Origin of the sequence: Nonomuraea sp. LPB2021202275-12-8 (assembly GCF_037044575.1) — a bacterium.
GTDB lineage: Bacteria > Actinomycetota > Actinomycetes > Streptosporangiales > Streptosporangiaceae > Nonomuraea.
In genome coordinates this window covers 173,027-197,990 of record NZ_JBAHWD010000013.1, presented here as the reverse complement: position 1 = coordinate 197,990, position 24,964 = coordinate 173,027, and the positions used below count along the sequence as shown (strand labels likewise).

General features: G+C 72.3%; 23 protein-coding genes. 15 read left to right on the top strand and 8 right to left on the bottom strand.

Translation table 11 applies throughout. The features are described from left to right. Window positions 1-17: 17 nt before the first annotated feature. On the top strand, window positions 18-1,475 hold the full coding sequence (pdxR, locus tag V5E28_RS24600; RefSeq protein ID WP_336209494.1) for a MocR-like pyridoxine biosynthesis transcription factor PdxR: 1,458 nt from the start codon (window positions 18-20) through the stop codon (window positions 1,473-1,475). Here pdxR and V5E28_RS24595 read toward each other — a convergent pair. Next, entirely contained in the window at window positions 1,428-1,949 is a 522-nt protein-coding gene (locus V5E28_RS24595) for a universal stress protein (RefSeq protein WP_336209492.1), read from the bottom strand. The genes pdxR and V5E28_RS24595 overlap by 48 nt on opposite strands. 112 nt (window positions 1,950-2,061) lie before the next feature. Further along, window positions 2,062-2,856 (bottom strand): hypothetical protein, encoded by a 795-nt coding sequence (locus V5E28_RS24590; RefSeq protein ID WP_336209490.1) that lies wholly within the window; start codon window positions 2,854-2,856, stop codon window positions 2,062-2,064. A 135-nt stretch (window positions 2,857-2,991) separates the two neighbouring features. Here V5E28_RS24590 and V5E28_RS24585 point away from each other — a divergent pair, with 135 nt between their 5' ends. From V5E28_RS24585 to V5E28_RS24565, 5 genes are all read left to right on the top strand, one after another. Continuing rightward, the gene (locus tag V5E28_RS24585; protein ID WP_336209488.1) at window positions 2,992-4,455 is read left to right on the top strand and encodes an MFS transporter; all 1,464 of its coding nucleotides are present in this window, start codon (window positions 2,992-2,994) and stop codon (window positions 4,453-4,455) included. 11 nt (window positions 4,456-4,466) lie between these two features. Further along, a complete protein-coding gene (locus V5E28_RS24580; protein WP_336209486.1) occupies window positions 4,467-5,030 on the top strand; it encodes an MFS transporter in 564 nt (187 codons plus the stop codon). A 62-nt stretch (window positions 5,031-5,092) separates the two neighbouring features. Further along, window positions 5,093-5,644 (top strand): copper chaperone PCu(A)C, encoded by a 552-nt coding sequence (locus V5E28_RS24575; RefSeq protein ID WP_336209485.1) that lies wholly within the window; start codon window positions 5,093-5,095, stop codon window positions 5,642-5,644. After that, on the top strand, window positions 5,641-6,804 hold the full coding sequence (locus V5E28_RS24570; RefSeq protein ID WP_336209483.1) for a Dyp-type peroxidase: 1,164 nt from the start codon (window positions 5,641-5,643) through the stop codon (window positions 6,802-6,804). The genes V5E28_RS24575 and V5E28_RS24570 overlap by 4 nt, the downstream gene beginning before the upstream one ends. A 47-nt stretch (window positions 6,805-6,851) precedes the next feature. Beyond that, entirely contained in the window at window positions 6,852-7,280 is a 429-nt protein-coding gene (locus V5E28_RS24565) for a hypothetical protein (protein WP_336209482.1), read from the top strand. Between the two features lie 69 nt (window positions 7,281-7,349). Here V5E28_RS24565 and V5E28_RS24560 read toward each other — a convergent pair whose 3' ends face one another. The 4 genes from V5E28_RS24560 to V5E28_RS24545 are packed head-to-tail and all read right to left on the bottom strand — an operon-like array spanning window position 7,350 to window position 10,895. Continuing rightward, window positions 7,350-8,573 (bottom strand): ABC transporter permease, encoded by a 1,224-nt coding sequence (locus tag V5E28_RS24560; protein WP_336209480.1) that lies wholly within the window; start codon window positions 8,571-8,573, stop codon window positions 7,350-7,352. Continuing rightward, window positions 8,573-9,271 (bottom strand): ABC transporter ATP-binding protein, encoded by a 699-nt coding sequence (locus V5E28_RS24555; protein WP_336209478.1) that lies wholly within the window; start codon window positions 9,269-9,271, stop codon window positions 8,573-8,575. The genes V5E28_RS24560 and V5E28_RS24555 overlap by 1 nt, the downstream gene beginning before the upstream one ends. An 8-nt stretch (window positions 9,272-9,279) precedes the next feature. After that, a complete protein-coding gene (locus V5E28_RS24550; protein WP_336209476.1) occupies window positions 9,280-10,401 on the bottom strand; it encodes a peptidoglycan-binding protein in 1,122 nt (373 codons plus the stop codon). After that, a complete protein-coding gene (locus V5E28_RS24545) occupies window positions 10,401-10,895 on the bottom strand; it encodes a hypothetical protein (protein ID WP_336209474.1) in 495 nt (164 codons plus the stop codon). The genes V5E28_RS24550 and V5E28_RS24545 overlap by 1 nt, the downstream gene beginning before the upstream one ends. A 151-nt stretch (window positions 10,896-11,046) precedes the next feature. Here V5E28_RS24545 and V5E28_RS24540 point away from each other — a divergent pair, with 151 nt between their 5' ends. The 7 genes from V5E28_RS24540 (at window position 11,047) to V5E28_RS24510 (ending at window position 17,792) form a co-directional block, all read left to right on the top strand. Then, window positions 11,047-11,703 carry a response regulator transcription factor gene (locus V5E28_RS24540; protein WP_336209472.1) on the top strand — a complete coding sequence of 219 codons (657 nt, stop codon included), beginning with the start codon at window positions 11,047-11,049 and terminating at the stop codon, window positions 11,701-11,703. Next, the gene (locus V5E28_RS24535; RefSeq protein WP_336209471.1) at window positions 11,700-12,917 is read left to right on the top strand and encodes a sensor histidine kinase; all 1,218 of its coding nucleotides are present in this window, start codon (window positions 11,700-11,702) and stop codon (window positions 12,915-12,917) included. The genes V5E28_RS24540 and V5E28_RS24535 overlap by 4 nt, the downstream gene beginning before the upstream one ends. Window positions 12,918-12,985: 68 nt before the next feature. Then, a complete protein-coding gene (locus V5E28_RS24530) occupies window positions 12,986-13,891 on the top strand; it encodes an ABC transporter ATP-binding protein (protein WP_336209469.1) in 906 nt (301 codons plus the stop codon). 2 nt (window positions 13,892-13,893) lie between these two features. Then, on the top strand, window positions 13,894-14,622 hold the full coding sequence (locus V5E28_RS24525; protein ID WP_336209468.1) for an ABC transporter permease: 729 nt from the start codon (window positions 13,894-13,896) through the stop codon (window positions 14,620-14,622). A gap of 43 nt (window positions 14,623-14,665) precedes the next feature. Continuing rightward, complete coding sequence (locus tag V5E28_RS24520) at window positions 14,666-15,754, top strand: sensor histidine kinase (RefSeq protein WP_336209466.1); 1,089 nt, start codon at window positions 14,666-14,668, stop codon at window positions 15,752-15,754. Beyond that, window positions 15,751-16,350: a response regulator transcription factor gene (locus V5E28_RS24515; protein WP_336209465.1), complete on the top strand. Its 600-nt coding sequence runs from the start codon at window positions 15,751-15,753 to the stop codon at window positions 16,348-16,350. The genes V5E28_RS24520 and V5E28_RS24515 overlap by 4 nt, the downstream gene beginning before the upstream one ends. Window positions 16,351-16,415: 65 nt before the next feature. Next, on the top strand, window positions 16,416-17,792 hold the full coding sequence (locus V5E28_RS24510; RefSeq protein WP_336209464.1) for a SagB family peptide dehydrogenase: 1,377 nt from the start codon (window positions 16,416-16,418) through the stop codon (window positions 17,790-17,792). Between the two features lie 4 nt (window positions 17,793-17,796). Here the strand turns inward: V5E28_RS24510 and V5E28_RS24505 are convergent, their stop codons facing one another. Then, window positions 17,797-18,495, bottom strand: a complete 699-nt coding sequence (locus V5E28_RS24505) for a MerR family transcriptional regulator (protein WP_336209463.1) — start codon at window positions 18,493-18,495, stop codon at window positions 17,797-17,799. 178 nt (window positions 18,496-18,673) lie between these two features. Beyond that, entirely contained in the window at window positions 18,674-19,552 is an 879-nt protein-coding gene (locus V5E28_RS24500) for a hypothetical protein (protein WP_336209461.1), read from the bottom strand. 281 nt (window positions 19,553-19,833) lie between these two features. Here V5E28_RS24500 and V5E28_RS24495 point away from each other — a divergent pair, with 281 nt between their 5' ends. Continuing rightward, window positions 19,834-22,491: an AAA family ATPase gene (locus V5E28_RS24495; protein WP_336209459.1), complete on the top strand. Its 2,658-nt coding sequence runs from the start codon at window positions 19,834-19,836 to the stop codon at window positions 22,489-22,491. 180 nt (window positions 22,492-22,671) lie between these two features. Beyond that, the gene (locus tag V5E28_RS24490; protein WP_336209458.1) at window positions 22,672-24,960 is read left to right on the top strand and encodes a TOMM precursor leader peptide-binding protein; all 2,289 of its coding nucleotides are present in this window, start codon (window positions 22,672-22,674) and stop codon (window positions 24,958-24,960) included. Window positions 24,961-24,964: the final 4 nt, after the last annotated feature.

Genomic DNA, 24,964 nt, shown 5'->3' with positions numbered 1-24,964 from the left:
TAAATGATTGGGCCAAGATGGACGTTCACGTGACCCTGTCCGGGCGGGGCGACCTGGCGGCACAGATCTACCGCCAGCTCCTGGAGGCGGTGCTCGACGGCCGGCTCAGGTCCGGTGAACGGCTGCCGCCGACGCGCGAGCTGGCCGGGCGGCTGGACGTCTCCCGCAACACGGTCGCCGTCGCCTACGACCGGCTGGTCGCCGACGGCTTCCTGATCGGCCGGGCGGGCGCGGGCACGTTCGTGTCGGCCGAGCCGGTGCGCGGCAGGGCCGCGCCCACGGGCGTCGTACGGCCGCGCGCTGTGTGGCGGTCCATCACCGGCCCGGCCACCACCGGCTCGTACGCCTCCGGCCCGGACCGGCCGGACGCGCCGTACGGCTCCGGAGCCAGGCGTGCCGCGTACGACTTCCGCGTCGGCGTGCCCGACGCGGAGCTGTTCCCGATGGAGAGCTGGCGCCGGCTGGTGAGCCGGGAGCTGCGGCGGGGCGGCGGAGGGTACGGCGACCCGTCCGGGCACGAGGGACTGCGGGAGGCCATCGCCCGGCACATCGGGATCAGCCGTTCGGTGCGCGCCGGCGCCGGCGACGTGCTCATCACCAGTGGCGCGCAGCAGGCGCTCGACCTGGTGGGCCGGGTGCTGATCGAGCCCGGCGCGTTCGTGGCCGTCGAGGAGCCCGGTTACCCGCCGGCGCGGCTGCTGTTCCGCTCGCTCGGCGCGCGGGTCGTCGGGGTGCCCGTGGACGGCGAGGGCCTGGACGTCTCCGCCATCCCGAGCGCGGCACGGCTGGTGTACGTCACGCCGTCGCACCAGTTCCCGCTGGGCACGCCCATGTCGCTGGCTCGCCGGGCGGCGCTGCTGGCCTGGGCGGAGCGGCGCAACGCGGTGGTGATCGAGGACGACTACGACAGCGAGTTCCGCTTCGGCGATCGCCCGCTGGAGCCGCTGCAGAGCCTGGACCGGGCAGGCCGGGTGATCTACGTGGGCTCGTTCTCCAAGACCCTGCTGCCGATGCTCAGGCTGGGCTTCCTGGTCGCGCCCGCCTCGCTGGGGCCCGCGCTGCGGGCGGCCAAACGGCTCACCGACTGGCACGGCGAGCTGCCGACGCAGGCCGCGCTGGCGCGTTTCGTCGACGAGGGCCTGCTGGCCAGGCACATCAGGAAGGCCACCCGCGTGTACGCCGCCCGGCACGCCCTGATCAGCGCCACGCTGTCGGAGGACGACCGGCTGCGCCTGGTGCCGTCCGCGGCCGGCCTGCACCTGTGCGCCCGCCTGGCCCCGGGGGTGTCCGTACGGCAGCGGCCCGGTCTCGGCGTGGAGCGGCTCGACGCCTACTGCGGCGAGACCCCGGTCCAGCCCGGCCTGGTCATCGGCTACGGCGCCATCCAGCAGGGCGCCATCCCGGGCGGCCTCGAACTGCTGAGGAGATCACTGGTAGTGCCTGCGGCTCCAGAAGCGCCGCGCCCGCTCGCCTGAGAGCTGCGGGTCGTCCGGCGGCGCAGGCTGGCGCACGATGACGACCGTGGTCCTGGCGTGACGCGCGCAGTACATGGAGGTCGAGGGCAGGAGCAGGCGGCTGAGCAGCCCGCGCCGGCCGCGGCCGAGCACCAGCAGGTCGCCCTCGCGGGCCAGGTCGACGAGGTGATAGCCGGGATCGCCGACCCTGGCCACCACGGCAGTGGTGAGGTCCTCGGGCATCCCGCCCGCCACGTCGTCGAACACGTTCGCCACGACCTCTCCGCAGCGAGTCTCCTCCCCGTGCCTGATGGCGTGCTGCACGGGCAGCGCCTCAGGGAAGGGATGCACGGGCGCCCGGCTGACGTGCACCGCGACCAGAGCCATGCGGTGCAGGCGCGCCGCGCCGATGGCCCAGGCCAGCGCCCAGCGCGAGGCCGGAGACTCGTCCACTCCCACGATCAGCCGCGCACCGCCGGGCAGGTCCTGATCCACCACACCCCTCCTTGTAGAGGTACCCGACCATAGTGCGCCTTCCGGCTAGTTACCGGGAGGTGGCAGTTTGCGAACCATGGGATCGGAATCGACACCGCGCTCTGAGCGCGGTTCACATCAGGTGGAGCAGCCCGCCGTAGAAGTGGTCGCGCTCTGAATCGGTGAGGGTCCGGTACGGCTGGGCGGCGCGCCGGTTCGTCCCGGTCTCGATGCGTTCGCGGGCCGGGCCGGGCTTCAGGGCGACGATCTCGGCCACCGACAGCCCGGCCTCCCGCCAGGCCGCGGCGTGCGCGTCGGCGCGGTGGTAGCGGAGGGCGGCGAGCCGGTTGAACAGCAGCACGCCCGCGGGAGCGTCCTGCGGCTCGTACGGCGGGGCGACCAGCGCGAAGGCGCTGCCCGGCTCGTCCGCCGGGCGGGCCCGCCCGGGCTGGTCGGGTCCGGGCCGGTCGGGTCCGGGCCGGTCGGGCCCGGGCCGGTCACGCTGGGCGCGGTCGAGCACCCTGCCGGCCAGGGCGGCGAGCGCGGGGACGTCGTGGCCTGGCCAGATGCGCTGGACGGCGGCCGCGTGCACCCGGTACAGGCGGTGGATGACGGCCAGCCCGCGGTCTGTCACGCGCAGCAGACCCTCGCCGTCGTCGGCCAGGATGCCCTGCTCCAGGTGGTCCTGGATGGCGGCCTCGCGCTCGGCGGCACTGCCGTACCTGTAGACGGTGGCGAGCGCGTCGCGGGTGAGGGGGCGCAGCGGGAGCGTGAAGCGGAGGTCGTTCAGGAAGCCCGGGGACACGTCCGAGACGCCGTCGAGCTCTTCGCGGACCCTGCGGGCGGAGGCGTGCACGTTCACGTGGACCGCGTCGATGACCGGGGCGATCGCCGCCGCATAAGTCGGAAGGTCAGGAAATTTCGGCATTGCGGGTCATTATGCCGCCGGTCCATAGCGGAACGGCAGGAAACCATGACCGGCCGCTCCGAGGGTGAGCTCAACCGTTCCGGGCCTCGCGGTGTTCTCCCACCGCCCCCGCCCCTCACCACTCAGGAGACCCTCGTGCCCGTCCCGAACCGCTGGTGGGCGCTGCCCGTCGTGCTGGTCGCCGTCTTCATGACCACGCTCGACTTCTTCGTCGCCAACGTCGCCGTCCCGTCGATCCGCACCGGCCTGGGAGCCGACGCGGCGGCCGGGCAGCTGGTGATCGCCGGATACGGCCTGGCGTACGCCGCCGCGCTGATCATCGCGGGGCGGCTCGGCGACCTGTACGGGCCGCGCCGCGTCTTCGTGGCCGGCCTGGCCCTGTTCGCGCTGGCCTCGGCGGGCTGCGGCTCGGCGCCCACCACCGGGGTGCTGGTGCTCGCCAGGGTGGTGCAGGGCGTCGCCGCGGCGCTGCTCGCGCCGCAGGTGCTGACCCTCATCGGCGTCATGTACCGAGGCGCCGACCGGCCCAGGGCCTTCGGCTGGTACGGCACCGCGGTCGGCCTGGCGGGAGTGAGCGGTCAGGCGATCGGCGGGCTGCTGATCGCGGCCGACCCGCTGGGGCTGGGCTGGCGGGCCTGCTTCCTGGTGAACGTGCCCGTCGCCCTGCTGGCCCTGGCCCTGGTCCCGCGGCTCGTCCCCAGGACCGGGGCCGCGGTCCTGGTCCCCGGCGGCGATCGGCGGCTGGACCTCGCCGGGGCGGGGCTGGTGGCGGCGGGGCTGGTCGCCGTCGTGCTGCCGCTGACTCAGGGGCGCGAGCACGGCTGGCCGCTGTGGACCTGGGTGTCCCTCGGCGCCTCGGTCCCCCTCCTGGCCGCCTTCGTCAGGCGGCAGCGCAGGCTGGTGCGGGCGGGCGGGGAGCCGCTGGTGGATCCGGACGTGCTCAGGGAGCCGGGGTTCGCCTCGGGACTGCCGGCGATCGCGCTGCTCTTCGGCACCTCGGCGGGTCTCTCGTTCGTGCTGGCGCTCTACCTGCAGGACGGGGCCGGGCTGAGCGCACTGGCGGCCGGGGCGGTGGGCACGGCGCTCAACGCCGGGTTCTTCGTGGCCTGCCTGCGAACCGGGCGGCTGGTGGAGCGGTTCGGCAGGCGGGTGCCCGTGTCGGGGGCGCTCACCCTGCTGCTCGGGCTGGGCCTGCTGCACCGGGCGATCGGCGCCGGCGCGGCGCCGTACTGGCTGGCGGCGGGACTGGCGGTGGCGGGCGCCGGGATGGGGCTGCTCATGGCGCCGCTGATCTCCGGCGTGCTGGCCGGCGTGCGGCCGGAGCGGTCGGGGGCGGCGGCGGGCGTGCTCGGGACCGTACAGGAGGCCGGAGGCGTGCTCGGCGGCACGGTCACGGGGACGGTGCTCCTCGGCTCGCTCGGCGGCGGCTGGACGGCCGCCGCCCAGGCCGGGCTGGCGGTCCTGCTGGCCGGCGTGCTCGCGATCCTGGCCGTGCTCAGCCGGAAGCGGGCAGGCGGCCTGGGCGGAAAGGCGGCCGGAGAACCGGTGGAACGCCGGCTGCACAGTCGGATCATGGAGCGGGGGCGGGGCGTGTCATGATGGCTGGCATCATGTCCGCGAGCATGCCCTTCCGCCTCCTTCGCACCGCGGTGTTCGCCGTGGTGTGCCTCGGGCTGGGCATGGGCGCGCACTTCTTCGGCGGCGGCACGGTGTCCGGGGGCGCCATGGTGGCGGCTTTCGGGCTGGCCGCCTGCGCCGCGTTCCCGCTGGCGGGGCGCGAGCGGACGGTGCGCGCGATCCTGCCTCTGCTGGGCGGTCTCCAGCTCGCCGTGCACCTGCTGTGGTCGATGTCCCATGCCGCCTCCCCCGCCCAGGCGATCGCGCACGCCGTACATCCGTCCGGCGGGCTGGTGCCGGATCTCGGCATGCTCGTCGCGCACTCGTGGGCGACCGCGCTGACCGCGCTGTGGCTGGCGCGCGGCGAGGCCGTGCTCTGGGGGCTGCTGCGCCGGCTGCCCGTACGGCTGCTCGCGCGGCTGCCGGCCGTGCTGCCGCCGGTGCCCGAGACGCCCTTCTTCGCCGTGGCCGGGGGCGAGCCGCCTGTGCTGCGGTCGGCCGTGCTGCGGCACGTGGTCAGCCGGCGGGGCCCGCCGATGGTCGTCGGAACCAGCTGATCCTTTTCCGACGATCCACGCCCGCGGAGATGTTCCGCCGTGGGCGCAGAAAGGCATGTCCCATGTACTTCCGTTCTGCTCTCCTGCTCGCCGCCGTCGTCGCGCTGAGCGGGTGCGGTTCCACCACCGGCTCCACCGGCTCCACCGGCTCCACCGGCTCCACCGGCTCCACCGCCCGCGCCACCGCCGAGGCCGGCGCCCCGGCCGCCGCCGAGGGGCTCTCCATCACCGATCCCTGGGTGAAGACGGCCGAGAAGGGGATGACCGCCGCCTTCGGAACCCTGGTCAACGACACCGACGCCGCGGTGACGGTCGTCGCCGGGGCGTCCCCGCTGTCTCCGCAGATCGAGCTGCACGAGGTGGTGGACTCGGGAGGCAAGATGATCATGCGTCCCAAGGAGGGCGGCTTCGTCATTCCCCCTCGCGGCACCCACGAGCTGGCGCCCGGCGGCGACCACATCATGCTGATGGGGGTCGAGGAGGAGGTCAAACCGGGCGCGCGGATCCCGTTCACGCTGACGGTCAAGGGCGGGCAGCCGCTGGAGTTCACCGCTGTCGGCAAGGACTTCGCCGGAGGCAAGGAGGACTACCAGCCTGGCATGGGTCACCAGTGACGGCGGCCGGCCGGATCAGCCGGAGAGGGCTGTTCGCCGGAGGCGCCGCCACCGCGGCGAGTGCGCTGGGTTCCGCCGCGGTGGGCGCCGCACCGGCGTCGGCTGCCGCCGGTCCCTCTGTGGAGCCGTTCCACGGGACGCACCAGGCGGGGATCGCGACGCCCCCGCAGGCGCACGCCGTCTTCGTCGCCTTCGACCTGCTGCCCGGCACCCGGAAGGAGGCTCTCGGCCGGCTGCTGCGGCTGCTGACCGACGACGCGCGCCGCCTCACCCAGGGGCGGCCGGCCCTGGCCGACACCGAGCCCGAGCTCGCCGCTGATCCGGCCAGGCTGACGGTGACGTTCGGCTTCGGGCCGGGGCTGTTCGCCGTGGCGAAGGTGGAGTCTCCGATCCGGCCGCTGCCCGCCTTCGAGACGGACAGGCTGCGGAAGGAGTGGAGCGGTGGCGACCTGCTGGTGCAGATCTGCGCCGACGACGGGCTCACCGTGGCGCACGCGCTGCGAATGATCGTCAAGGACACCCGGTCCTTCGCCAGGGTGCGCTGGACCCAGCGGGGCTTTCGCCGCAGCGCGCACCTGCATCCGTCCGGCACCACCCAGCGCAACCTGATGGGGCAGCTCGACGGCACGGTCAACCCCACCGACCTGGACCGCGCCGTGTGGATCGCGCAGGGCCCGCAGTGGCTGCGCGGCGGCACCACCCTGGTGCTGCGCCGCATCCGCATGGACCTGGAGTCGTGGGACGCCGCCGACCGGGTGGCCAGGGAGTTCACCATCGGGCGGCGGCTGGCCGACGGCGCTCCGCTGACCGGCCGGGCCGAGCGCGACGAGCCGGACTTCGAGCAGGTCAACCGGCTCGGCTTCCCGGTCATCTCGGAGTACGCCCACATCAGGAGGGCGCGGACGGCCGATCCCGCCGCCCGCATCCTGCGGCGACCGTACAACTACGACGAAGGGCTGAGCAGGGACGGCGAATCAGATTCCGGCCTGCTGTTCGCCTCCTACCAGGCGGATGTGGACCGGCAGTTCGTCCCGGTCCAGCGCCGCATTGCCGAGGGGGACCTGCTCAACGAGTGGGTGACGGCCGTCGGCTCGGCCGTCTTCGCCATCCCGCCCGGCTGCGCCCCGGAGGGGTGGATCGGCGACGGCCTGCTGGGATAGGCGCGGGCTCATGGACTCGGGGTGGGGGCGCGACCAGAATCGAGGTCATGGCTGATCACGCGTACGTAGGTTCCAGGACTCCCCGCCTCGAGGACGCCCGGCTCCTGGCCGGACGCGGGCGCTACGTCGGCAACGTGCGGCTGCCCGGCATGGCGTACGCGGTCGTGGTGCGCAGCCCGATCGCGCACGGCCGGCTCACCGGGTGCGACACCAAGGCCGCGCGGGCCGCCGACGGCGTGCTCGACGTCATCACCGTGGCGGACGCGGCCGGGATGCGGCTGCCCTGCGCCGGGGTGACGCCCGGCGGCATGAAGGGCGCCGGGGAGGCGGGCACGATCAGTCCGCCGGCGGCCATCGGCAACGCCGTCGCCGCCGCGCTGCCGGAGATCGCCGACCGGGGTCACGAGCACGCCGCTGACGCCGGAGACGGTGTGGACGCTGCTGCGGGGATGATGTCGGCGGCTGCCATCCCGTGAAGATGTTCACCGAGGACCTGCTGAGCCTGTCATTCCTCGCCGCAGAGCTGCCCGAGGAATGACAGGCCGTTACGTGGCGGCGAGCGCCTCCGTCGGGGAGAGGCGCGAGGCCCGGATCGCCGGGTAGAGGCCCGCGACCGCGCCTATCAGCAGGGTCGCCACCAGGCCGGCCGCCGTCGCCTCGGCCGGGATCACGGCCTGCCAGCCCTTGAAGGCGGCGTAGCCGACCGTGACGCCGGCGCCGATGCACACACCGCCCAGCCCGCCCATTGCCGACAGCAGCAGCGACTCCGCGAGGAACTGCGTGCGGATCTGGCCCCGGGTGGCGCCCAGCGAGCGGCGCAGGCCGATCTCCGAGCGGCGTTCCAGCACCGAGATGACCATGGTGTTGGCCACCCCGACGCCGCCGACGATCAGCGCGACCGCGCCCACTCCCAGGAGGAGCCCGGTGAACGCCTGGTCGGTGGCCTGCTTGGCGGCCAGGGCGTCGGACGGACGGGACACGTCGACCTCGTTGGGCGCCTCCGGATTCGCGGTGCCGGGCAGCACGCCGCGGACGGCCTCCATCCGTCTCTCGTCGGCTCGGGTGAACAGAGTGGTCGGGTGGCCGTCGAAGTCCAGCAGCTCCTCCGCCACCGGCCAGCCGACCATCGCCCCGGTGTCGAGATCCGTAGCCAGCGCCACCGGTTCGAGAATCCCGATGACGGTGAACCGCTCGCCCCCGATGACCACCTGGGTGTCCGGCCCCGCCGCGCCCACGCCGAGCCGCTGGGCCGCGACCGAGCCGAGGACCACGGCCGGGTAGGCCTGGGTGGCCTCGTTGAGCCAGGTGCCACTGCGCACGGTCGCGCCCACCGAGGCGAGCAGGTCCAGGCGGGCGGCATAGGTGGAGATGCCGCCGGTCTGGGCCTCGGGGATCCGCTCGGACCTGTAGACCTTGGCGTCCTTGATGTACGCGGCCGCCGAGACCGACTCCACGGGGCCGATCCGCTCGATCATCGCCTCGGCGTCCACCGGCATCTTCGCCTCCTCGCCGGTGAGCGTCTGGCCGGACGTGACGGTGAGCAGGTTGGTGCCCAGCGCCGAGAGCTGCCTGTCCAGCTCGGCGCCCGACGAGGAGGAGATGCCCACCACGCCGATCATCGCCGCGATGCCGATGGCGATGCCGAGCGCCGACAGGAACGCCCGCATCGGGCGGGTGCGCAGGCCGACCGCGCCGACTCGCAGCACGTCGCGCGGCCCCAGCCTGGGCGGCGACAACCTGGGCCGGGCGGCGTGCTCGACGACCGCCATCACGCCGCCCCCGACCGGGCATGACGCCCGTCCGATATCGCCGAGTCCGCGATGATGCGCCCGTCGCGCATCCGTACCTGCCGGGGCAGGCTGGCGGCGATCTCGCGGTCGTGGGTGATGATCAGGACGGTGGTGCCGGCGGCGTGCAGGTCGTGCAGCAGATCCATCACCCCGGCGCCGGCCACCGAGTCCAGGGCGCCGGTCGGCTCGTCGGCCAGGAGCAGCGGAGGGTCGCCCGCCACCGCCCTGGCGATCGCGACCCGCTGCCGCTCGCCGCCCGACAGCTCGTGCGGCTCGTGGCCGACGCGGTGCGCGAGGCCGACCCGCTCCAGTGCGAGTTTCGCCCGGCGGCGCCGTTCGGCCAGGCCGAGACCGGTGTAGAGCAGCCCGTCGGCCACGTTGTCCAGTGCCCGGACGTTGGCCGCCAGATGGAACTGCTGGAAGACGAACCCGATCCGGGTGCCGCGCAGCGCTGAGAGCTGGTTGTCCGACAGCTTGGCGATGTCGTAACCGTCGATGCGCACGCTCCCCGACGTGGGGCGGTCCAGCGTGCCGATGGTGTTGAGCATCGTGGACTTGCCCGAGCCGGACGGGCCGACGATGGCCGCCATCTCGCCCCGCGCGATCTCCAGCGTGACCGACGCCAGCGCCGTGACGCCGCCGGGGTAGGTCTTGGTCACCTGTGACAGTGCGATCATCGGGTGGGTCATTTCGCGGTCCCCACGGTCATGCCCTCGGCCAGGCCGTCGCCGCTGATCTCGACCCTGCCGCCTGCGAACAGGCCCGTCTTCACTGCGACATAGCGGGTGGTGGCACCCTCGACGACCTCGACGCCGAAGCCGCCCTCCCGCAGCGCGACGAGCGAGGCGATCGGCACGGTCAGCACGTCCTCGTGCCTGGTCGCGGTGAAGGTCACGTCCACCGCGGCCTGGTCCAGCCCGGCGGTCGCCTTCCTCGCCTTGGCGCTGATGGCGACGAGCGCCTCCACCTTGGTCTGCGGGTCCTCCTGCCCCTCCCCCGGCTCGATGACCGTGGCCACCTCGGTGATCTTGCCGCTCACGTCCTTGCCGTCGGGCAGGGTGACGGAGACCTTCGCTCCCTCCTTGGCCAGCCGCTGGTCCTCCGCCTCCAGCCGCACGGTGACCACCTTGGTGGTGCCGGTGTGGGAGAGCACCTTCTGGCCGGGCGCGGTGGGCTGGCCGACCTGGCTGTCCAGGGTGTCCACGCGTACCTTGCCGTCGGCGAAGACGACCCGGCCGAGCTCGACCACGCCGGTCTCCTCCAGGCCCCGGTCCTCCTGCCACTCCATGACGGCCTCGGCCGTGGCCCAGGTGTACTCCTCGTCCACGGTGAAGCCGGTGTAGCCGAGCTTGCTGAGGTTGCGCTCCAGGTTCGCCACGTCCCGGCCCTCCGTGCCGGTCTTCAGGTCCCGGTACGCGGGCGTGCCCCCGTACATGAGCACCACCGGGTCGTTGTCGATCTTGAAGAGCGGTTTGCCGCGGGTGATCTGGGCGCCGCTGTCCGGCAGCCAGGTGATCGTGCCGGGCCTGCGGCTCACCGCCGTGGTCGTGGGGCCGAAGCCCAGATCGCCGTCGGCGTCCAGAGTGTCCTCCATGGTCTGCTTCGCTATCGACGTGGTGGCGGGAGGCAGCGCCGCCGCCGCGCTCGGCGCCGTGCCGCCGTCCAGCAGGCCCGCGCTGTTGGCCACCGCGATCGCGGCACCGGCCAGGGCCACCACGGCGAGCAGCGCGGCGATCTTCCCGCCGCGGCGCCGGCGCGGGCGGCCGGACAGCTCCTCCGCCCGCTCGTCCAGGGTGGCCGAGGCCATCAAGAGCCTCCCAGGCCGAGCTGGCACTTCTTCTCGGCGGCGGGGAAGTCGGGGTCGTCGGCGACGCTCTTGTTCAGGCGCATGGTGTTGCCATCAGGGTCGGGGAACTCCTCCACGCCGTTGTCGCGCATGCACTGGGCGACCTTGCGCATCCTCTCGCCGTTCTGGGCGTTGCCCGTGCCGTTGCCACCCGTCGGCTGCCACTCCTTGCAGGCCTCCCTGGCCTTGGTCATGGTCTCCTCGGAGCCTGGCCCGGCCGTCATCCTGATGCCCTGGCCGGCCTTGGGGTCGGGCACGTCGATGCCGTTCTCGCGCATGCACTGGGCCCACTTGACGTTCCGCTCGTCCGGGCTGAGGCTCGGCGCGGCGCTGCTGCCGGAGGTCTGCTTCCCGCCGTCGGCCGACGGGACGTCGGCGCTTCCACCGGCGCCCGAAGCGCATCCGGTGAGAGCCAGCGCGAGTACGGCGGTCATGCCGAGGATTCGTCCTCGCATCGGTGTTCTCCTCGTCCAGCGGCCGGTTCCATCCCGGCCGTCGCGACAGATGCAACCGAACGGTCCGTTTCCCCGCCGTTTCCATGAGCGTTAACGGCGAACAAACAGGACATGCGTCACCATCTCCCCAAGTCGAGGAAGGGCATGGGGGATGCGGGTTCTGGTGGTGGAGGACGAGCGGATACTCGCCGACGCGATAGCCGAGTGGCTGCGTGACGAGACGCACGCGGTCGACACCGCGAACGACGGCGAGGCGGCGCTGGAGCGGCTCGCGGTCAACGACTACGACGTGGTCGTCCTGGATCGCGACCTGCCGATCGTGCACGGCGACGACGTCTGCAGGGAGCTGGTCGCGTCGGAGTCCACCACGCGGGTGCTGATGCTCACCGCGGCCGGGGAGATCGGCGACCGGGTGACCGGGCTGTCGCTGGGCGCCGACGACTACCTGGCCAAGCCGTTCGCCTTCGTCGAGCTCTCCGCGCGCGTGCACGCGCTGGGCCGCCGGTCGCGGCCGGCCGTGCCGCCGGTGCTGCGGCGCGCCGGGATCACCCTCGATCCCGCCCGGCGGGAGGTCTTCCGGAACGACCGGTACGTGCCGCTGTCGAAGAAGGAGTTCGCCGTGCTGGCCGAGCTGCTGCGGGCGGACGGCGCCGCCGTCTCCACCGAGCAACTGCTGGAGAAGGCGTGGGACGAGAACGCAGACCCGTTCACCGGCGTGGTCCGCCTCACCGTGCTCAAGCTGCGCCGCAAGCTCGGCGATCCGCCGGTCGTGGTGACCGTGCAGGGGGCGGGGTACCGGATCCCGTGAACGTCAAGACGCTGCTCGCCCGGCGCCCGCTCACGCTGCGGGCCCGGCTCACCGTGGTCTACGGCGCCCTGTTCCTGCTGGCCGGACTGGTGCTCATCGCCGTCACCTACCTGCTGTTCAACCAGGAGCTCACCCGGATGCTGGACATGAAGTACGGGTCGAGCCCGACGGGCGACAGGGTGCGGATCATCTCCCTCATCAGGGACGGCCGGCTCCTCAGCCCGGAGGAGTCGCTGGCGTTCGTGAAAGAGCAGGAGCTGGACCTGCGCAGCGTCGCCGTCAGCTCGCTGCTCGTCCAGGGGGCGATCGCGCTGGCCTTGGTCGGCGGCGCGGCGGCCTGGCTGGGGTGGGTGGTCGCGGGACGGGTGCTCGCCCCGCTGCACAAGGTGACCGCGACGGCGCGGCGGATCGCCGCCGACCCGTCCGCCGACCGCCGCCTGCACGAGCGGATCGACCTGGTCGGGCCCAGAGACGAGGTCAAGGAACTGGCCGACACCTTCGACTCGATGGTGGAGCGGCTCGACCAGTCCTTCGACGGGCAGCGCCGGTTCGTCGCCAACGCCTCGCACGAGCTGCGCACGCCGCTCACGCTCAACCGGGCGCTCGTCGAGCTGGCCATGCACCGGCGTACGGCCTCGCCCGACGTCAAGCGGCTCGGCGAGAGCCTGCTGGAGATCAACGCCCGGCACGAGCGGCTCATCTCCGGGCTGCTGCTGCTCGCCCGCGCCGAGCACGAGGTCGCCGACCGGTCGCCGGTGGACCTCGCGGACGTGGTGTCCCACGTGGTCGCGCAGACCGCGCCGGAGGCCGAGCAGGAGAAGGTCACGGTGCACGAGGCGGCGTTCCCCGCCCCCACCACCGGAGACGCGCTCCTGCTCGAACGGCTGGTGATGAACCTGGTCGAGAACGGGATCCGGCACAACATCGGAGACGGCACCGGCTGGGTCCGCGTCGCGAGCAGGACCGCGCCGGGCGGGCAGGTCACGGTGACCGTCAGCAACACCGGCCCGGCCGTGCCGCCCTACGACGTTCCCGAGCTGTTCAAACCGTTTCGCCGGCTCAACGGCGACCGGCTGGTGACGGGCAGGAGCGCCGGTCTGGGGCTGTCCATCGTCCGATCCGTGGCCCGCGCGCACGGCGGGGACGTCGTCGCCCGCCCGCGCGGCGGCGGAGGTCTGGAGGTGACGGCCTACCTGCCCTACGCCCATCCATGACAAGTGTCACGGACAGGCCATGACAGGTGGTCGAGGCGTCGAGCCGCCGCAAAGCCGACAATGAGATCATGCTGACGGATGCGGAAGCCGGCGCGGCGGTCAGTCTGCGCGGATTGCACAAGACGTTCGGCCCGGTGCACGCGGCGGACGGCGTGGACCTGCTCATCGCACCGGGCGAGGTGGTGGCGCTGCTCGGGCCCAACGGCGCGGGCAAGACGACCACGATGGAGATGCTGCTGGGACTCACCACGCCTGACCAGGGCGAGGTCCGCCTGTTCGGCCGCACCCCGGCCAAGGCCACGGCCGAGGGCCTGGTGGGCGCGATGCTGCAGTCGGGCGGCTTTCTCAACGAGATGACCGGGCGGGAGATCGTCCAGGTCATGGCCGCGCAGTACCCCAAACCGCTGCGCGTGCAGGACGCGCTGGACCGTGCCGGGATCGCCGAGCACGCCCGGCTCAGGTACGGGGGCATGTCCGGCGGGCAGAAGCAGCGCGTCAGGTTCGCCGCCGCGCTGGTGTGCGACCCCGACCTGCTCGTCCTCGACGAGCCGACCGTCGCCATGGACGTGCAGGGCCGCCACGACTTCTGGGACGCCATGCGCGCCTACACGGCCGGCGGCAAGACCGTCCTGTTCGCCACCCACTATCTGGCCGAGGCGCAGGACTTCGCCGACCGGGTGGTGCTGATGCGCACCGGCAAGGTCATCGCCGACGGTTCCGTCGCCGAGGTCACCTCCCGCGTGGACGGCCGTACGATCAGCGCCGCCATCCCGGGCGCCGACGCCGTACAGCTGGGCGCACTGCCCGGCGTCGACCTGGTGGAGCAGCGCGACGAGCTGGTGACGCTGCACTGCATGGACTCCGACGCCGCGCTGCGCGCCCTGCTGACCGAATTCCCGCAGGCCAAGGACATCTCGGTGACCGCCATGTCGCTCGAGGACGCTTTCGTGGCCCTGACCAGCGAGAAGGTGTAGGCATGGGCGCGCTCATCGTCACCGAGCTCAAGCTGCTGAGCAGGTCGATCGAGTTCCTGGTGATCGCGATCCTGTTCCCCGCGGTGTTCTTCCTGATCATGTCCGAGGTGTTCGGCAACCTGAGTGCCGGCAGCCTCGACATGGTCACGTACATGATGATCAGCATGGTCGCGTTCGGCGCCATCTCGGGCGCCATCAGCGTGGGACAGCGGGTCGCGCCCGAGCGCCAGGCCGGCTGGAACCGCCAGCTCCGCCTCACCCCGCTGCCGGGCTGGTCCTACGTGGCCAGCAAGGTCGTGGTCTCGCTGGTCATCGTGCTGCCCGCGGTGGTGCTGATCCTGGCGGCCGGGTTCCTGATCAAGGGTGTGGAGCTGAGCCTCACGCAGTGGGGGCTGGTGCTGCTCGCCGCCTGGCTGGGCTCGCTGCCGTTCGGGGTGCTCGGCCTGCTCATCGGGCTGGCCGTCAAGCCGGACGCGGTCGGGGCCGTGTACGTGGCCGCGTTCCTGATGCTGGCGCTGTTCGGCGGGCTGTGGGTGCCGGTCGAGATCCTGCCCGGGTTCATGGGGGCGTTCGCGCACGCGCTGCCGAGCTTCTGGCTGGCCGAGCAGGCCAGGAACCTGGCGACGGGCGGCGGGCTCGATCTGCTCGGCGTGCTGGTGTCGGCGGCCTGGTTCTTCATCGCGGGCGCGCTGGTGGTCATGCTCTACAAGCGGGACGCTGCCCGGGTTTGAGGCCTTAACAGCGGGAATGCGGCCGGGTTATCTTGTGACCACGATGCCGTCAGCCAGGACCGCTGCCGACGAGTTGATCCAGCCGGTCGCGTCCGGCTGGATCCTCCGGCTTTTCGCCGTCCTCTTCACCGCCCCCCTGTGGTTCGCCGCCACCCGGGCCGGGTCCGCGGGCGAGCTGGCGACCATCCTCGCCTTCGTGGCCGGTTACGTGCTCACCAGCGGATGGGCCGTCTTCCGGCCGGTCGCGGTACGTGCCTGGGGCTGCGCGGCGGTGACGGTCACGGCCGCGGTGTTCGTCGTCGGCTACGGGCACGACCCTCTCTACTTCAGCTTTCCCGTGGCGCTGCTGGCGATCATGCTGCCGTGGCTGTGGGCGGTGCTCACCAGCGGGTCGCTGACCGTCGTGGTCGTCCTGGTGGACAGCCTCATGCACGGCGGCCTCGACCTCAAGCTCATCGTCATGCTCGCCGTGCTGCTGTCGGGGCTGGGCATCGGCGGCTTCTGGCGGCTGGCCCAGCAGTTGCGCAGGGCCAACGCCACCATCGCGCGGATGGCCGTGCACGAGGACCGCAAGCGCCTGGCCCGCGACCTGCACGACTCCGTGGGCTCCGCGCTGACCACGATCACGGTGAAGGCCGGGCTGGTGCGCAGGCTGCTCGAAGAGGGCGCGCACGACGCGGTGCTGGCCGAGGTGAAGGACGTGGAGTCGCTGGGCCGCCAGGCGCTCAAGGACGTGCGCGCCTCCATCGAGGGCAACCACGTGCTGTCGCTGGCCACCGCGCTCTCCTCGGCGCGCGCCGCGCTCGTCGCCGCCGGCATCAGGCCGGACCTGCCGCGGGCCACGGACGAGGTGCCGGTGGTGTGCGAGCAGATCTTCGCCTACATCCTCCAGGAGGGCGTGACGAACGTGATCAAGCACAGCCGGGCCGTGAGCTGCCGGGTCGTGCTGGGTCCCACGTTCATCGAGATCTGCGACGACGGACTGGGGCATGCCGGTGGCGAGCCCGGCACCGGGCACGGGCTGTCCGGGCTGGCGGGCCGGCTGTCGGCGATCGGCGGCTCGCTGGAGGCGGGGCCGCTGCCGCGCGGATACCGGCTGCGCGCCGAGTGCCCGCCGATGGGTGTCCCGTGATCCGGGTGCTGCTGGTCGACGACCAGACGCTGCTGCGCGGCGCCCTGGCCACGCTGCTGCGGCTGGAGCGCGACCTGGAGGTCGTCGGCGAGGTAGGCGACGGGAACGAGGCGCTGGCCGAGGCCGCGCGGCTGCGCCCCGACGTGGTGCTGCTCGACATCCAGATGCCGGGCAGGGACGGCCTGGCCACCGTGGCGGGGCTGTCCGCGCTGGGCTGCCGGGTGGTGATGCTGACGACCTTCGGCAAGCCCGGCTATCTGACCAGGGCCATGGCCTCGGGCGCGTGCGGCTTCGTGGTCAAGGACATCACCCCCGAGGCCCTCGTGGACACGGTGCGCAAGGTGCACTCCGGGCTGCGCGTGGTGGATCCCATGCTCGCCGCCGACTCCCTCGCCGGCGGGATCAGCCCGCTGACCGACCGCGAGCAGGAGATCCTGCTGGCGGCGGCGGGCGGCGGCACGGTCACCGACCTGGCCCGCAGGTTCAGCCTCACCGAGGGGACCGTGCGCAACCACCTGTCCGCCGCGATCGGCAAGACGGGAGCCCGCACCAGGGCCGAGGCGGTGCGCATCGCCGACGAGCGCGGCTGGCTGTGACCGTTGCACCGATCCCTGCAACGGTGCCTGGTTCCTCCTGAAGGCGTGGGTGGGATAACCACAGGGTGCTCAGCGAGTCCTACCGGTTACGCCCAGACGCCGGGCATCGGCTGCGCGAGGACGGCGTGCCCGTCATCGAGTTACCGGGGTGCCGGCTGGTCCTGTCGGGCCTGTCCGTCGGCGCCCGGGCCATCGTCAGCCGGCTGGCCGAGGGATGGAGCGACGACCGCGCGCTGGGGCGGATCATGGCGAGCCTCGAAGGCGAGCCCCGGCTGCTCAGCGCCAATCTGCTGATCCACAAGCTGCTCGGCCGCAGCCTGCTGGAACGCCGGCTCGGCCGGTCCGGCCGTGACCTGATCAGCGTGGTGCCGAGGGGCCTGGCGGCGGCGGGCGGCGCCCCTCCATGCGCCGCGCCGTACCGGATGTCCAGGTTCGCGGTGCTGCGCTGCGACGGCGAGCGGCTGGTCGCCGACACCCCGCTCGGCGAGACGTCGATCGCCGTGCTCGACCCGCGCGTGGCCGCCGCCCTGTGCGGGCCGCTGGACGAGGGGCTGCTCGCGCGGCACCTGGCGCTGGAGGAGCAGGAGGCGCGCCAGCTCGCCGGCGAGCTGCTCGACGCGCGGATCCTCGTCGGCGAGAAGGAGGCCGCGGCGGAACGGGAGGAGTTCCCGCTGATGGCGTGGGAGCCGCAGGACCTGTGGCTGCACCACCGGTCCAGGGCCGGCGCGCACGCCTTCCCGCTGGGCGGCACCTACCCGCTCGACGGCCGCCGGGCCCCCGAGCCGGTGGCCCGCACCTACCCGGAGGCCGACGCGGTGGCGCTGCCCCCGCCCGCCGGGCTGGGCGAGGTGAGCCTGACGCAGGTGCTCGGCGAACGGGCCAGCGTACGCGAGCACGACGACGCGCACCCGATCACCCTGGCGCAGCTCGGAGAGTTCCTCTATCAGGTCCAGCGGCTGACCGTGATGGACCGCGACCTGGGCAGGCGGCCGTACCCGACTCCCGGCTCGCTGTGCGACCTGGAGATCTACGCCGTCGTCAACCGGTGCGCCGGCCTCGACCCCGGCGTCTACCACCACGACTCGCTCGGCCACCGGCTGGAGCGGCTCGGCGAGCTGGGCCCGCAGGCGCTCGGCGTGCTGCGTTACGCCGAGGGCGCGACGGGCGCGGGCCGGCTGCCGCAGGTCGGGCTGGTCCTGACGTGCCGCGTCGGGCGGCTGATGTGGAAGTACGAGTCCATCGCCTACGCGCTCGCGCTCAAGCAGGCGGGAGTGGTCATGGAGCTGATGTACCTGGTGGCCACCGCGCTGGGGCTGGCTCCGTGCGCCGTCGGGACAGGTGACGGCAGGGCGTTCGCCGCCGCGGCCGGGCTCGACCCGCTGGCCGAGCCGGCCGTCGGCGACTTCGTGCTGGGCAGCAGGCCCGCCGGCCGCCCTTCGTGAACCGTTAGCCGCTGTCCACCGTGAGCAGCAGCTCCATCTCCAGGTCGGCGAGCTGGTCGGGACCGAGCAGGTTCTCGCTGGCCTGGTGCGCGGCCCTCTCCACGACCACGCGGAAGGCCTCGGTCAGCACCGTGCTGAGATCCTCGGCCGGCATCGCCTGCCCGTCGGTCGTTGGGGAGTTCTGCCGTAGCGACGCGGCCCTGGCATCGGTGCCGTGCACCAGGTCGTCCGCCACCCTCCCCACGATGTCGAGCACCTCGCCGAGCAGTTGCAAGGCTGCCGGAGCCGACAGCCCGTAACGGCGCAGAGCCAGCGCGGCCCGCAACGGCCGTGCCCGCAGCACCAGCACCTCCCCGTCCTGTCCGTGCGCCACGATGCTGTGACGCACCAGTGCGGCCAGCGCCCCCGAGCGCTCAGCCGCGAGCTCGGCCACCGTCCGGCCGAGCGAGCGCTGTCCCGCGTCGCTGTGCAGGCCGAGGAACGCCTCGATGGCCACCAGGTTGTAACCCTGTCGCTGCAACGACTTGATCGTTTCCAGGCGCTGTACGTGTCCCTGGTCGTAGAGCGCGATGCGCCCCTGCCGCAGGGGCGGCGGGAGCAGTCTCCGAGCCTGATGCGCCCGGATGTTCCTCGCCGACATCCCCGTCAGCCTGGCCAGATCCTCGATTCCATAGAGCGATTCCGCCGATTGTGTTACATCCACGTGAACAACGCCTTCAGCGCTGAAAACGTTTTCTCCGTCTTCGGAGGCCAATCGTTTCCACCGTTGCCCCCAAAACCGGTGCGCGTCATTTCAGCTCCCCTTTCAAGGGAAAGGATGAGTGATCCCCCTTACAACCTGTCCAATGCGCGCGCACAAAGGAAGCGATCGAAAGTGGCCATTAGCTGCCTGGCAGCAAATCCCCCTCGGCGGGCTCGTCCTGCAGGAGGCCGTGCGCCCGGGCCAGGACCCCCGCCTGGAAGCGGTTCTCCGCTCCCAGAGCTCGCATGATCGCCGCGATCTTCCGGCGGCAGGTGCGCAGCGACATGCCCAGCCGCCTGGCCACGACCTCGTCCTTCACCCCGGTGCACAGCTCGCGCAGGATGGCGATCTCCAGCGCGTGGTCGGCGCTCAGCCCGTCGCCGGCGAGCGACGGGTACGGCTCCCCGTGTGACCACATGCCCTCGTGCACCGCGACGAGGAAGTCGACCACGGCGGGTTCCTGCACCACGGCGGCCCCGTCGCACACCTGGGCGGTGCACGGCAGCACGGCCCGCTGACCGTCGTGGATGATCAGCCGGCGGGGCACGGTCGGCACCGTGCGGATCTCGGCCCCCTCCGCCCGCACCTTCTCCGCCCACAGCATGGTCGGCGGGTGGTGGCGGGTGGCGTGCTGGAGCAGGACTCGCATGCGGACACCGCGCATCAAGATGGCCAGGTCGTTCTTCAGACTGCTCGCAAGGTCCTCATCCGACCACCCGCCCCCGGGATGGGCGATGAGGACGTCCTCGCGCACCTGATAGGACCAGTCGCGCAGCAGGTGGCGGACCATCTGCTGGTCCAGGATCTCCACGGAGCCACCGCTCCGTGCCTGGTAGGCCTCGGTGTAGTAGGACGACAGACTCATCACGTGGCCGCGGATCGCGGCGATCTCGGCCTCGCGCCTGCGTAACTCCAACTCCTCGTCGGCCAGCAACGACTCCAGGGCCACCTCCGGCGCTACGGCGAGGTAGACGTCCTCGTCGTCGGAGGTCCTGCGCAAGAGCTTGAGCTGTTTCAACGTGGCGATGGCGGATTCAATGCGAGCCTGACTCAGCTCCAACTCCAGTGCCGCCCGGTGAGAATTCCACGTCAGATGACTTAAGGCATAGCGGTAAAGGCGGATTGCGTCTTGATCGAGCGGAAGCTGCACGGCTAACCCCGTATCCCCGGACGCGTCACTTGCACAATCTCGTGATAGGAACCCCAACGCAATGTATCATCTTATGCTAAATACGTGGACCCTCTTCTCATATCGCCCTCAAGCGTACGACCCTCACAGGGGACGATCAGGGGATCAGGATGCTCCACCGTAATGCGGAACTCGAGGTTATCGATCGTGTTATCACCCGCCTAGCCGAGGGGCAGCCATCTGTCCTGGCGATTCAGGGCTCGCGGGGAATCGGTAAGTCGACGCTGCTTTCGGCGGCTCTGGAGAAAGTGTCGGACCACGCCACCGTGCTCCAGGCGCGCTGCCATCCCAGCGAGCGGCCATTCGAGTTCGCCGTCGTTCGGCAGCTCTTCGATCCGATCATGAACGCGCAGCCCGACGCGCTCGGCGCACCCAGGGACGGCGGCCTCTACGAGCTCTACAGGACGGCCAGATCGCTGGCCTCGAACCGGCCGCTGGTCATCGCGATCGACGACGTCACCTGCGCCGACGCACCCTCCGCCCAGTGGTGCGCGTACATCGCCAGGCGGCTGGACCGGCTCCCCGCGGCGATGATCGTGACCTGCGACACCGGCGATCCCCTGGTCAACGACCTCGCCACGCTGCCGTACCACTACCTGCTGCGCCCCGAGACCCTCTGCGAGCGCTGCTGCGCGCACCTGCTCGAGGCCGTCCTGGGCGTCCAGCCCGGCCCCGCCTTCGCCGCCCGCTGCCACGCCCTGTCCGGCGGCAACCCCTACCTGCTGCGCGAGCTGGCGAGCCGGCTGCGTGCCGCGGGCGTCGAGCCGGACGAGGCCGGGCTGCACGCCGCCGCCGAGCTGGGCGCGGCGACGCTGGCCGAGACCTCGCTGGCCTGGCTGCGGCGGCGCTCGCCCGAGTCGGTGGCGCTGGCGGAGTGCCTGGCGATCCTGGCACCGGACGCCGGGCTGAGCATCGCCGCCGCCATCGCCGGCCAGGGCGAGACCGTCGCCAGCGTCGCGGCGCTGGCCCTGCGGGAGGCGGGCCTGCTGGACGGCGAGCGCTTCGTCAACGACCGGGTCCGCGCCGCCATCCGGACGGGCATGGACGCGGGCCGCCGCGACGACCTGCACACCCGCGCCGCCGGCCTGCTCCACAGGCTGGGCGCGCCGCCGGGGGTGTGCGCCGAGCACGTGATGTCAGCCGCCCCCGCCGGCGATCCGCGCGCCGTGGACATCCTGCGCGAGGCCGCCGCCGAGGAGACGCGGCAGGCCGCCTGGCCGACCGCCGCCCGCTACCTGCGCCGGGCGCTCGCCCAGTCCGCGGAGCCGCAGCCCGAGGTGGTCACGGCGCTCGGCGCGGTCGAGCTCCACCTGGACCTGCCCGCGGCCCGGCGGCACCTGAGCAGCGTCTGCTCGCCGCAGGAGCTGCTCCCCTTCGCCAGCCCACTGCTGACCCTGAACGCCCCCGAAGCCGGACCGCTGTTCGCCGCGGCCGCGGGGCGGAGCGACGACCGGGCGGCGCGGCTCGCCTTCGGCGCCCAGGCCCTGCTCGCCGGGCTGGGCACGACGCCGTCCATCCTGCGCCTGCTCGGCGGCGACCCGCCGGCCAGGAGCTATCTCTCCGCGCTGGCCCTGGCCACCGCGGCGACGGGCCGCCGGCAGGCCAGGACCGTGGAGCTGGCGACGCGGGCGCTGAACACGATCAGCACGCTCAGCGGAGCGGTGCCGTCCGCCCTGGTGGCCGCCCTGGCGCTGGCCTGGGCGGAGCGCTCCGACGAGGCCTGCTACTGGGCCGAGCGCGCGCTGGCCGAGGCGCGTGGCTCCGCCTCCCCGGCCGAGCACGCGTTCGCGCTGCTGGTCGTGTCGGAGATCGCCTACCGTCGAGGGCGGCTGGACCAGGCCCTCGCCACCGCCAAGGAGGCGATCGCGCGCGCCTCCGAGGTACGCGGCGGCGCCTTCTACGTGGCCGCCGTCTCGCAGGTGGGCCGGGTGCTCCTCGAACTGGGCGAGCCGGACGCGGCGCAGGCGCAGCTCGTCGAGGTGGAGTCGTACAGCACCGACAGCCCGCTGATCTGGGCCTCCCACCTGGAGGTGCGCGGGCGCATCCACCTGGCGCGCAACGAGTGCAGGGAGGCGCTGCGCCTGTTCAGGGAGAGCGGCAGGCACCTGCACGCGCGCGGCATCGCCAACCCGTCGTGCCTGCCCTGGCGCGGCCAGGCGGTGCTGGCCCACGTGAAGCTCGGCGAGGCGCAGAAGGCGCGGCGGCTGGCCGACGAGGACGTGCGGCTGGCGCGCAGGTGGGGCACGCCCGGCGCGCTGGGCAGGGCGCTCAGCGTGGCCGGCGTGGCCCGCGAGGACGAGGCCCGGCTCGGCCTGCTCCGCGAGGCCGCCGACCTGCTGGAACGCTCGAGCGCCCGGCTGGACGAGGCCCGCGCGCGGATCAGGCTGGGCGTGGCGCTGCGGCAGTGCGGCGAGAAGGCGCTCGCCCTGCCCGCCCTCCAGCAGGGCATGAACGTGGCGGACGAGTGCGGGGCCGTCCGGCTGGCCCGGCTGGCGCACGAGCACCTGGTCGCGATGGGGGCGCACCTGCCCGCCCGGCGCGCCGCCCCCGGCTCGGCTCCCACGTCCCCCGCACAAGGCCTCACCGTCGCCGAACAGCGAGTCGTGCAACTCGTCCTGCAGGAGATGAGCAACCTGGAGGTGGCCAACACCCTGTCCATCAGCAAGCGCACCGTCGATACCCACCTGGCCAGGATCTACCGCAAGCTCGGGATCCACACCAGGGCCGATCTGGCTCGAGCCCTGCGCCACCACGACGGCATCGGCTGAGGCCATTTCCCGAGCGCTCCTTTCGCATTTCCTCGTCATTGACTGAGCTTCTGACAATTTACGCACCTATTCAAGTTAGCCATACGCATCGGAATTGCAGAATACGCATGCGTACGACTGTCCTATGCATTGCGTGCGATCTAAACTTGATATTCAGGGATAATTACCGAAAGGAAACCCATGCAGCGCCCGCGTCTGAAGGCCCACCTATTACAGGAAGTCATCGGAACTTCGCAGGCATTCTTGCTGGCTGAGGACCGCAGCCACGTCATCCAGGGCGAGGACGCGGTGCGCGTGCTGTCCTACCTCGACGGCCGGCACACCGTGGACGAGATCGTCAGCGCGCTCGACGGCGAGATGCCGATGTCGCACGTGATGTTCACGATCCACAAATTCGACATGCTGGGCTACCTGGCCGACGGCCGTCCTGACATGCCACTTCACGACTTGGCGTATTGGGACATGATCGGCGCCGATCCACATCTCGTCGACGACAGGCTCGCCGCCTCCCCCATCGCCATGGTGCGCGTCGGCCAGGTCGACACCGGACCGCTGCTCGCCGCGCTGCGCGCCAACGGCCTGCACGTGCGCCAGTCCAGCCTGGCCGCCCAGGTGGAGCTGGGGGCGGACGCGGCGGGGCTCACGATGGTGGCCGTAGACGACTACCTCGACCCCGCGCTCGACCGGATCAACACCGCCTTCCTGGAGATCGGCAGGCCGTGGCTGGCGGTCAAGCCGTGCGGCCGGTGCCTGTGGCTGGGGCCCGTCTTCCGGCCGGGCGACACCGGATGCTGGCGCTGCCTGGCCCAGCGGGTCGAGGGCAACCGGCAGGTCGAGCACTACCTGCTGGCCAAGCGCGAGGACACCGCGCCGTTCCGCACCTCCGTCGCCATGCTCGCCTCCGGGGTGGCCGCCGCCTCCGCGCTGCTGGCCGACGCGCTCACCCGGGCGGTGGTCACGGGCTCCTCCGAGCTGCTCGACGGGCGCATGGTCACCTTCGACCTGCAGACGCTGGAGGCGCACCCGCACCAGCTCGTACGCCGCCCGCAGTGCTCGGCCTGCGGCGACCCGTCGCTCACCGCCGAACGGGACCCGCGCATCACGCTGCTCCCCAGGCAGGTGGCGTTCAAGGCCGACGGCGGTTACCGGGTGCAGTCGCCACGCGAGACCTTCGAACGGCTGGAGAAGCACGTCAGCCCGTTCCTCGGCGCGGTCACCAAGCTCGGCGCCGTCTCCCGCGACGACAGCGGCGTCGCCTACAGCTACACCGCCGGCCACAACTTCGCCGTGGTCAAGGACAACATGGCCATGCTGCGCCGTAACCTGCGCGGCCTGAGCGGCGGCAAGGGCCGCACCGACATGCAGGCCAAGACCAGCGCCATCTGCGAGGCCATCGAACGCTACAGCGGGGTGTGGCAGGACGAGGAGCCGATCGTCCACGGCAGCCTCGAAGAGCTGGGGCCGGAGCGCGCGATCGAGCCGAACGACCTGATGCTCTTCTCCGACCACCAGTTCTCCATCCGCAAGCAGTGGAACCACGACCCGGCCACCCGGCTGCACCGGGTCCCCGACCGGCTGGACCCGGCCGAGCGAGTGGACTGGTCACCCGCCTGGTCGCTCACGCACGACCGCGAGCGGCTGGTCCCCGCCGCCTACGTCTGGTACGGCCACCCCGACGTCGGCGACCGCTACTTCTGCTACAGCGACGCCAACGGCTGCGCCAGCGGCAACACCCTGGAGGAGGCGATCCTGCAGGGCTTCAGCGAGCTCGTCGAGCGCGACAGCGTGGCGATGTGGTGGTACAACCGGCTGCGCCGCCCCCAGCTGGACCTCGACGCGCTGCGGGATCCGTACATCGACACGCTGCGTGAGTTCTACGCGGGCATGAACCGCAGTCTGTGGGTCCTCGACATCACCTCCGACATCGGCATCCCCGCCTTCGTCGGCGTCTCGCACCGCGAGGACCACCCGGTGCAGGACATCCTGATCGGCTTCGGCGCCCACCTCGACCCCAAGCTGGCGTGCATGCGGGCGCTGACCGAGGTGAACCAGTTCCTGCCCGCCATCGAGCGCAGGAAGCCCGACGGCAGCACCCTCTACCTGGAGGACGACCCCGCCACGCTGCAGTGGTGGCGCGAGGCCACGCTGGAGGGCGAACCCTGGGTCACCCCCGACCCCGACGCCCCCAAGCGGACCTTCGCCGACTTCCCGCAGCTCGCCTCCGACGACATCAAGGCCGACGTGGAGGCGTGCGTGGAGCGGGCGCGCGACCGCGACCTCGAAGTGATCGTGCTCGACATGACCCGTCCCGACCTCGACCTGAGCGTGGTCAAGGTGATGGCGCCCGGCATGCGGCACTTCTGGCGGCGGCTCGGACCGGGCCGCCTCTACGACGTCCCGGTCAGCCAGGGCTGGCTGCCCGGGCCGCTCGGGGAGGACGAGCTCAATCCCCGGAGCGTGTTCTTCTAGGAGG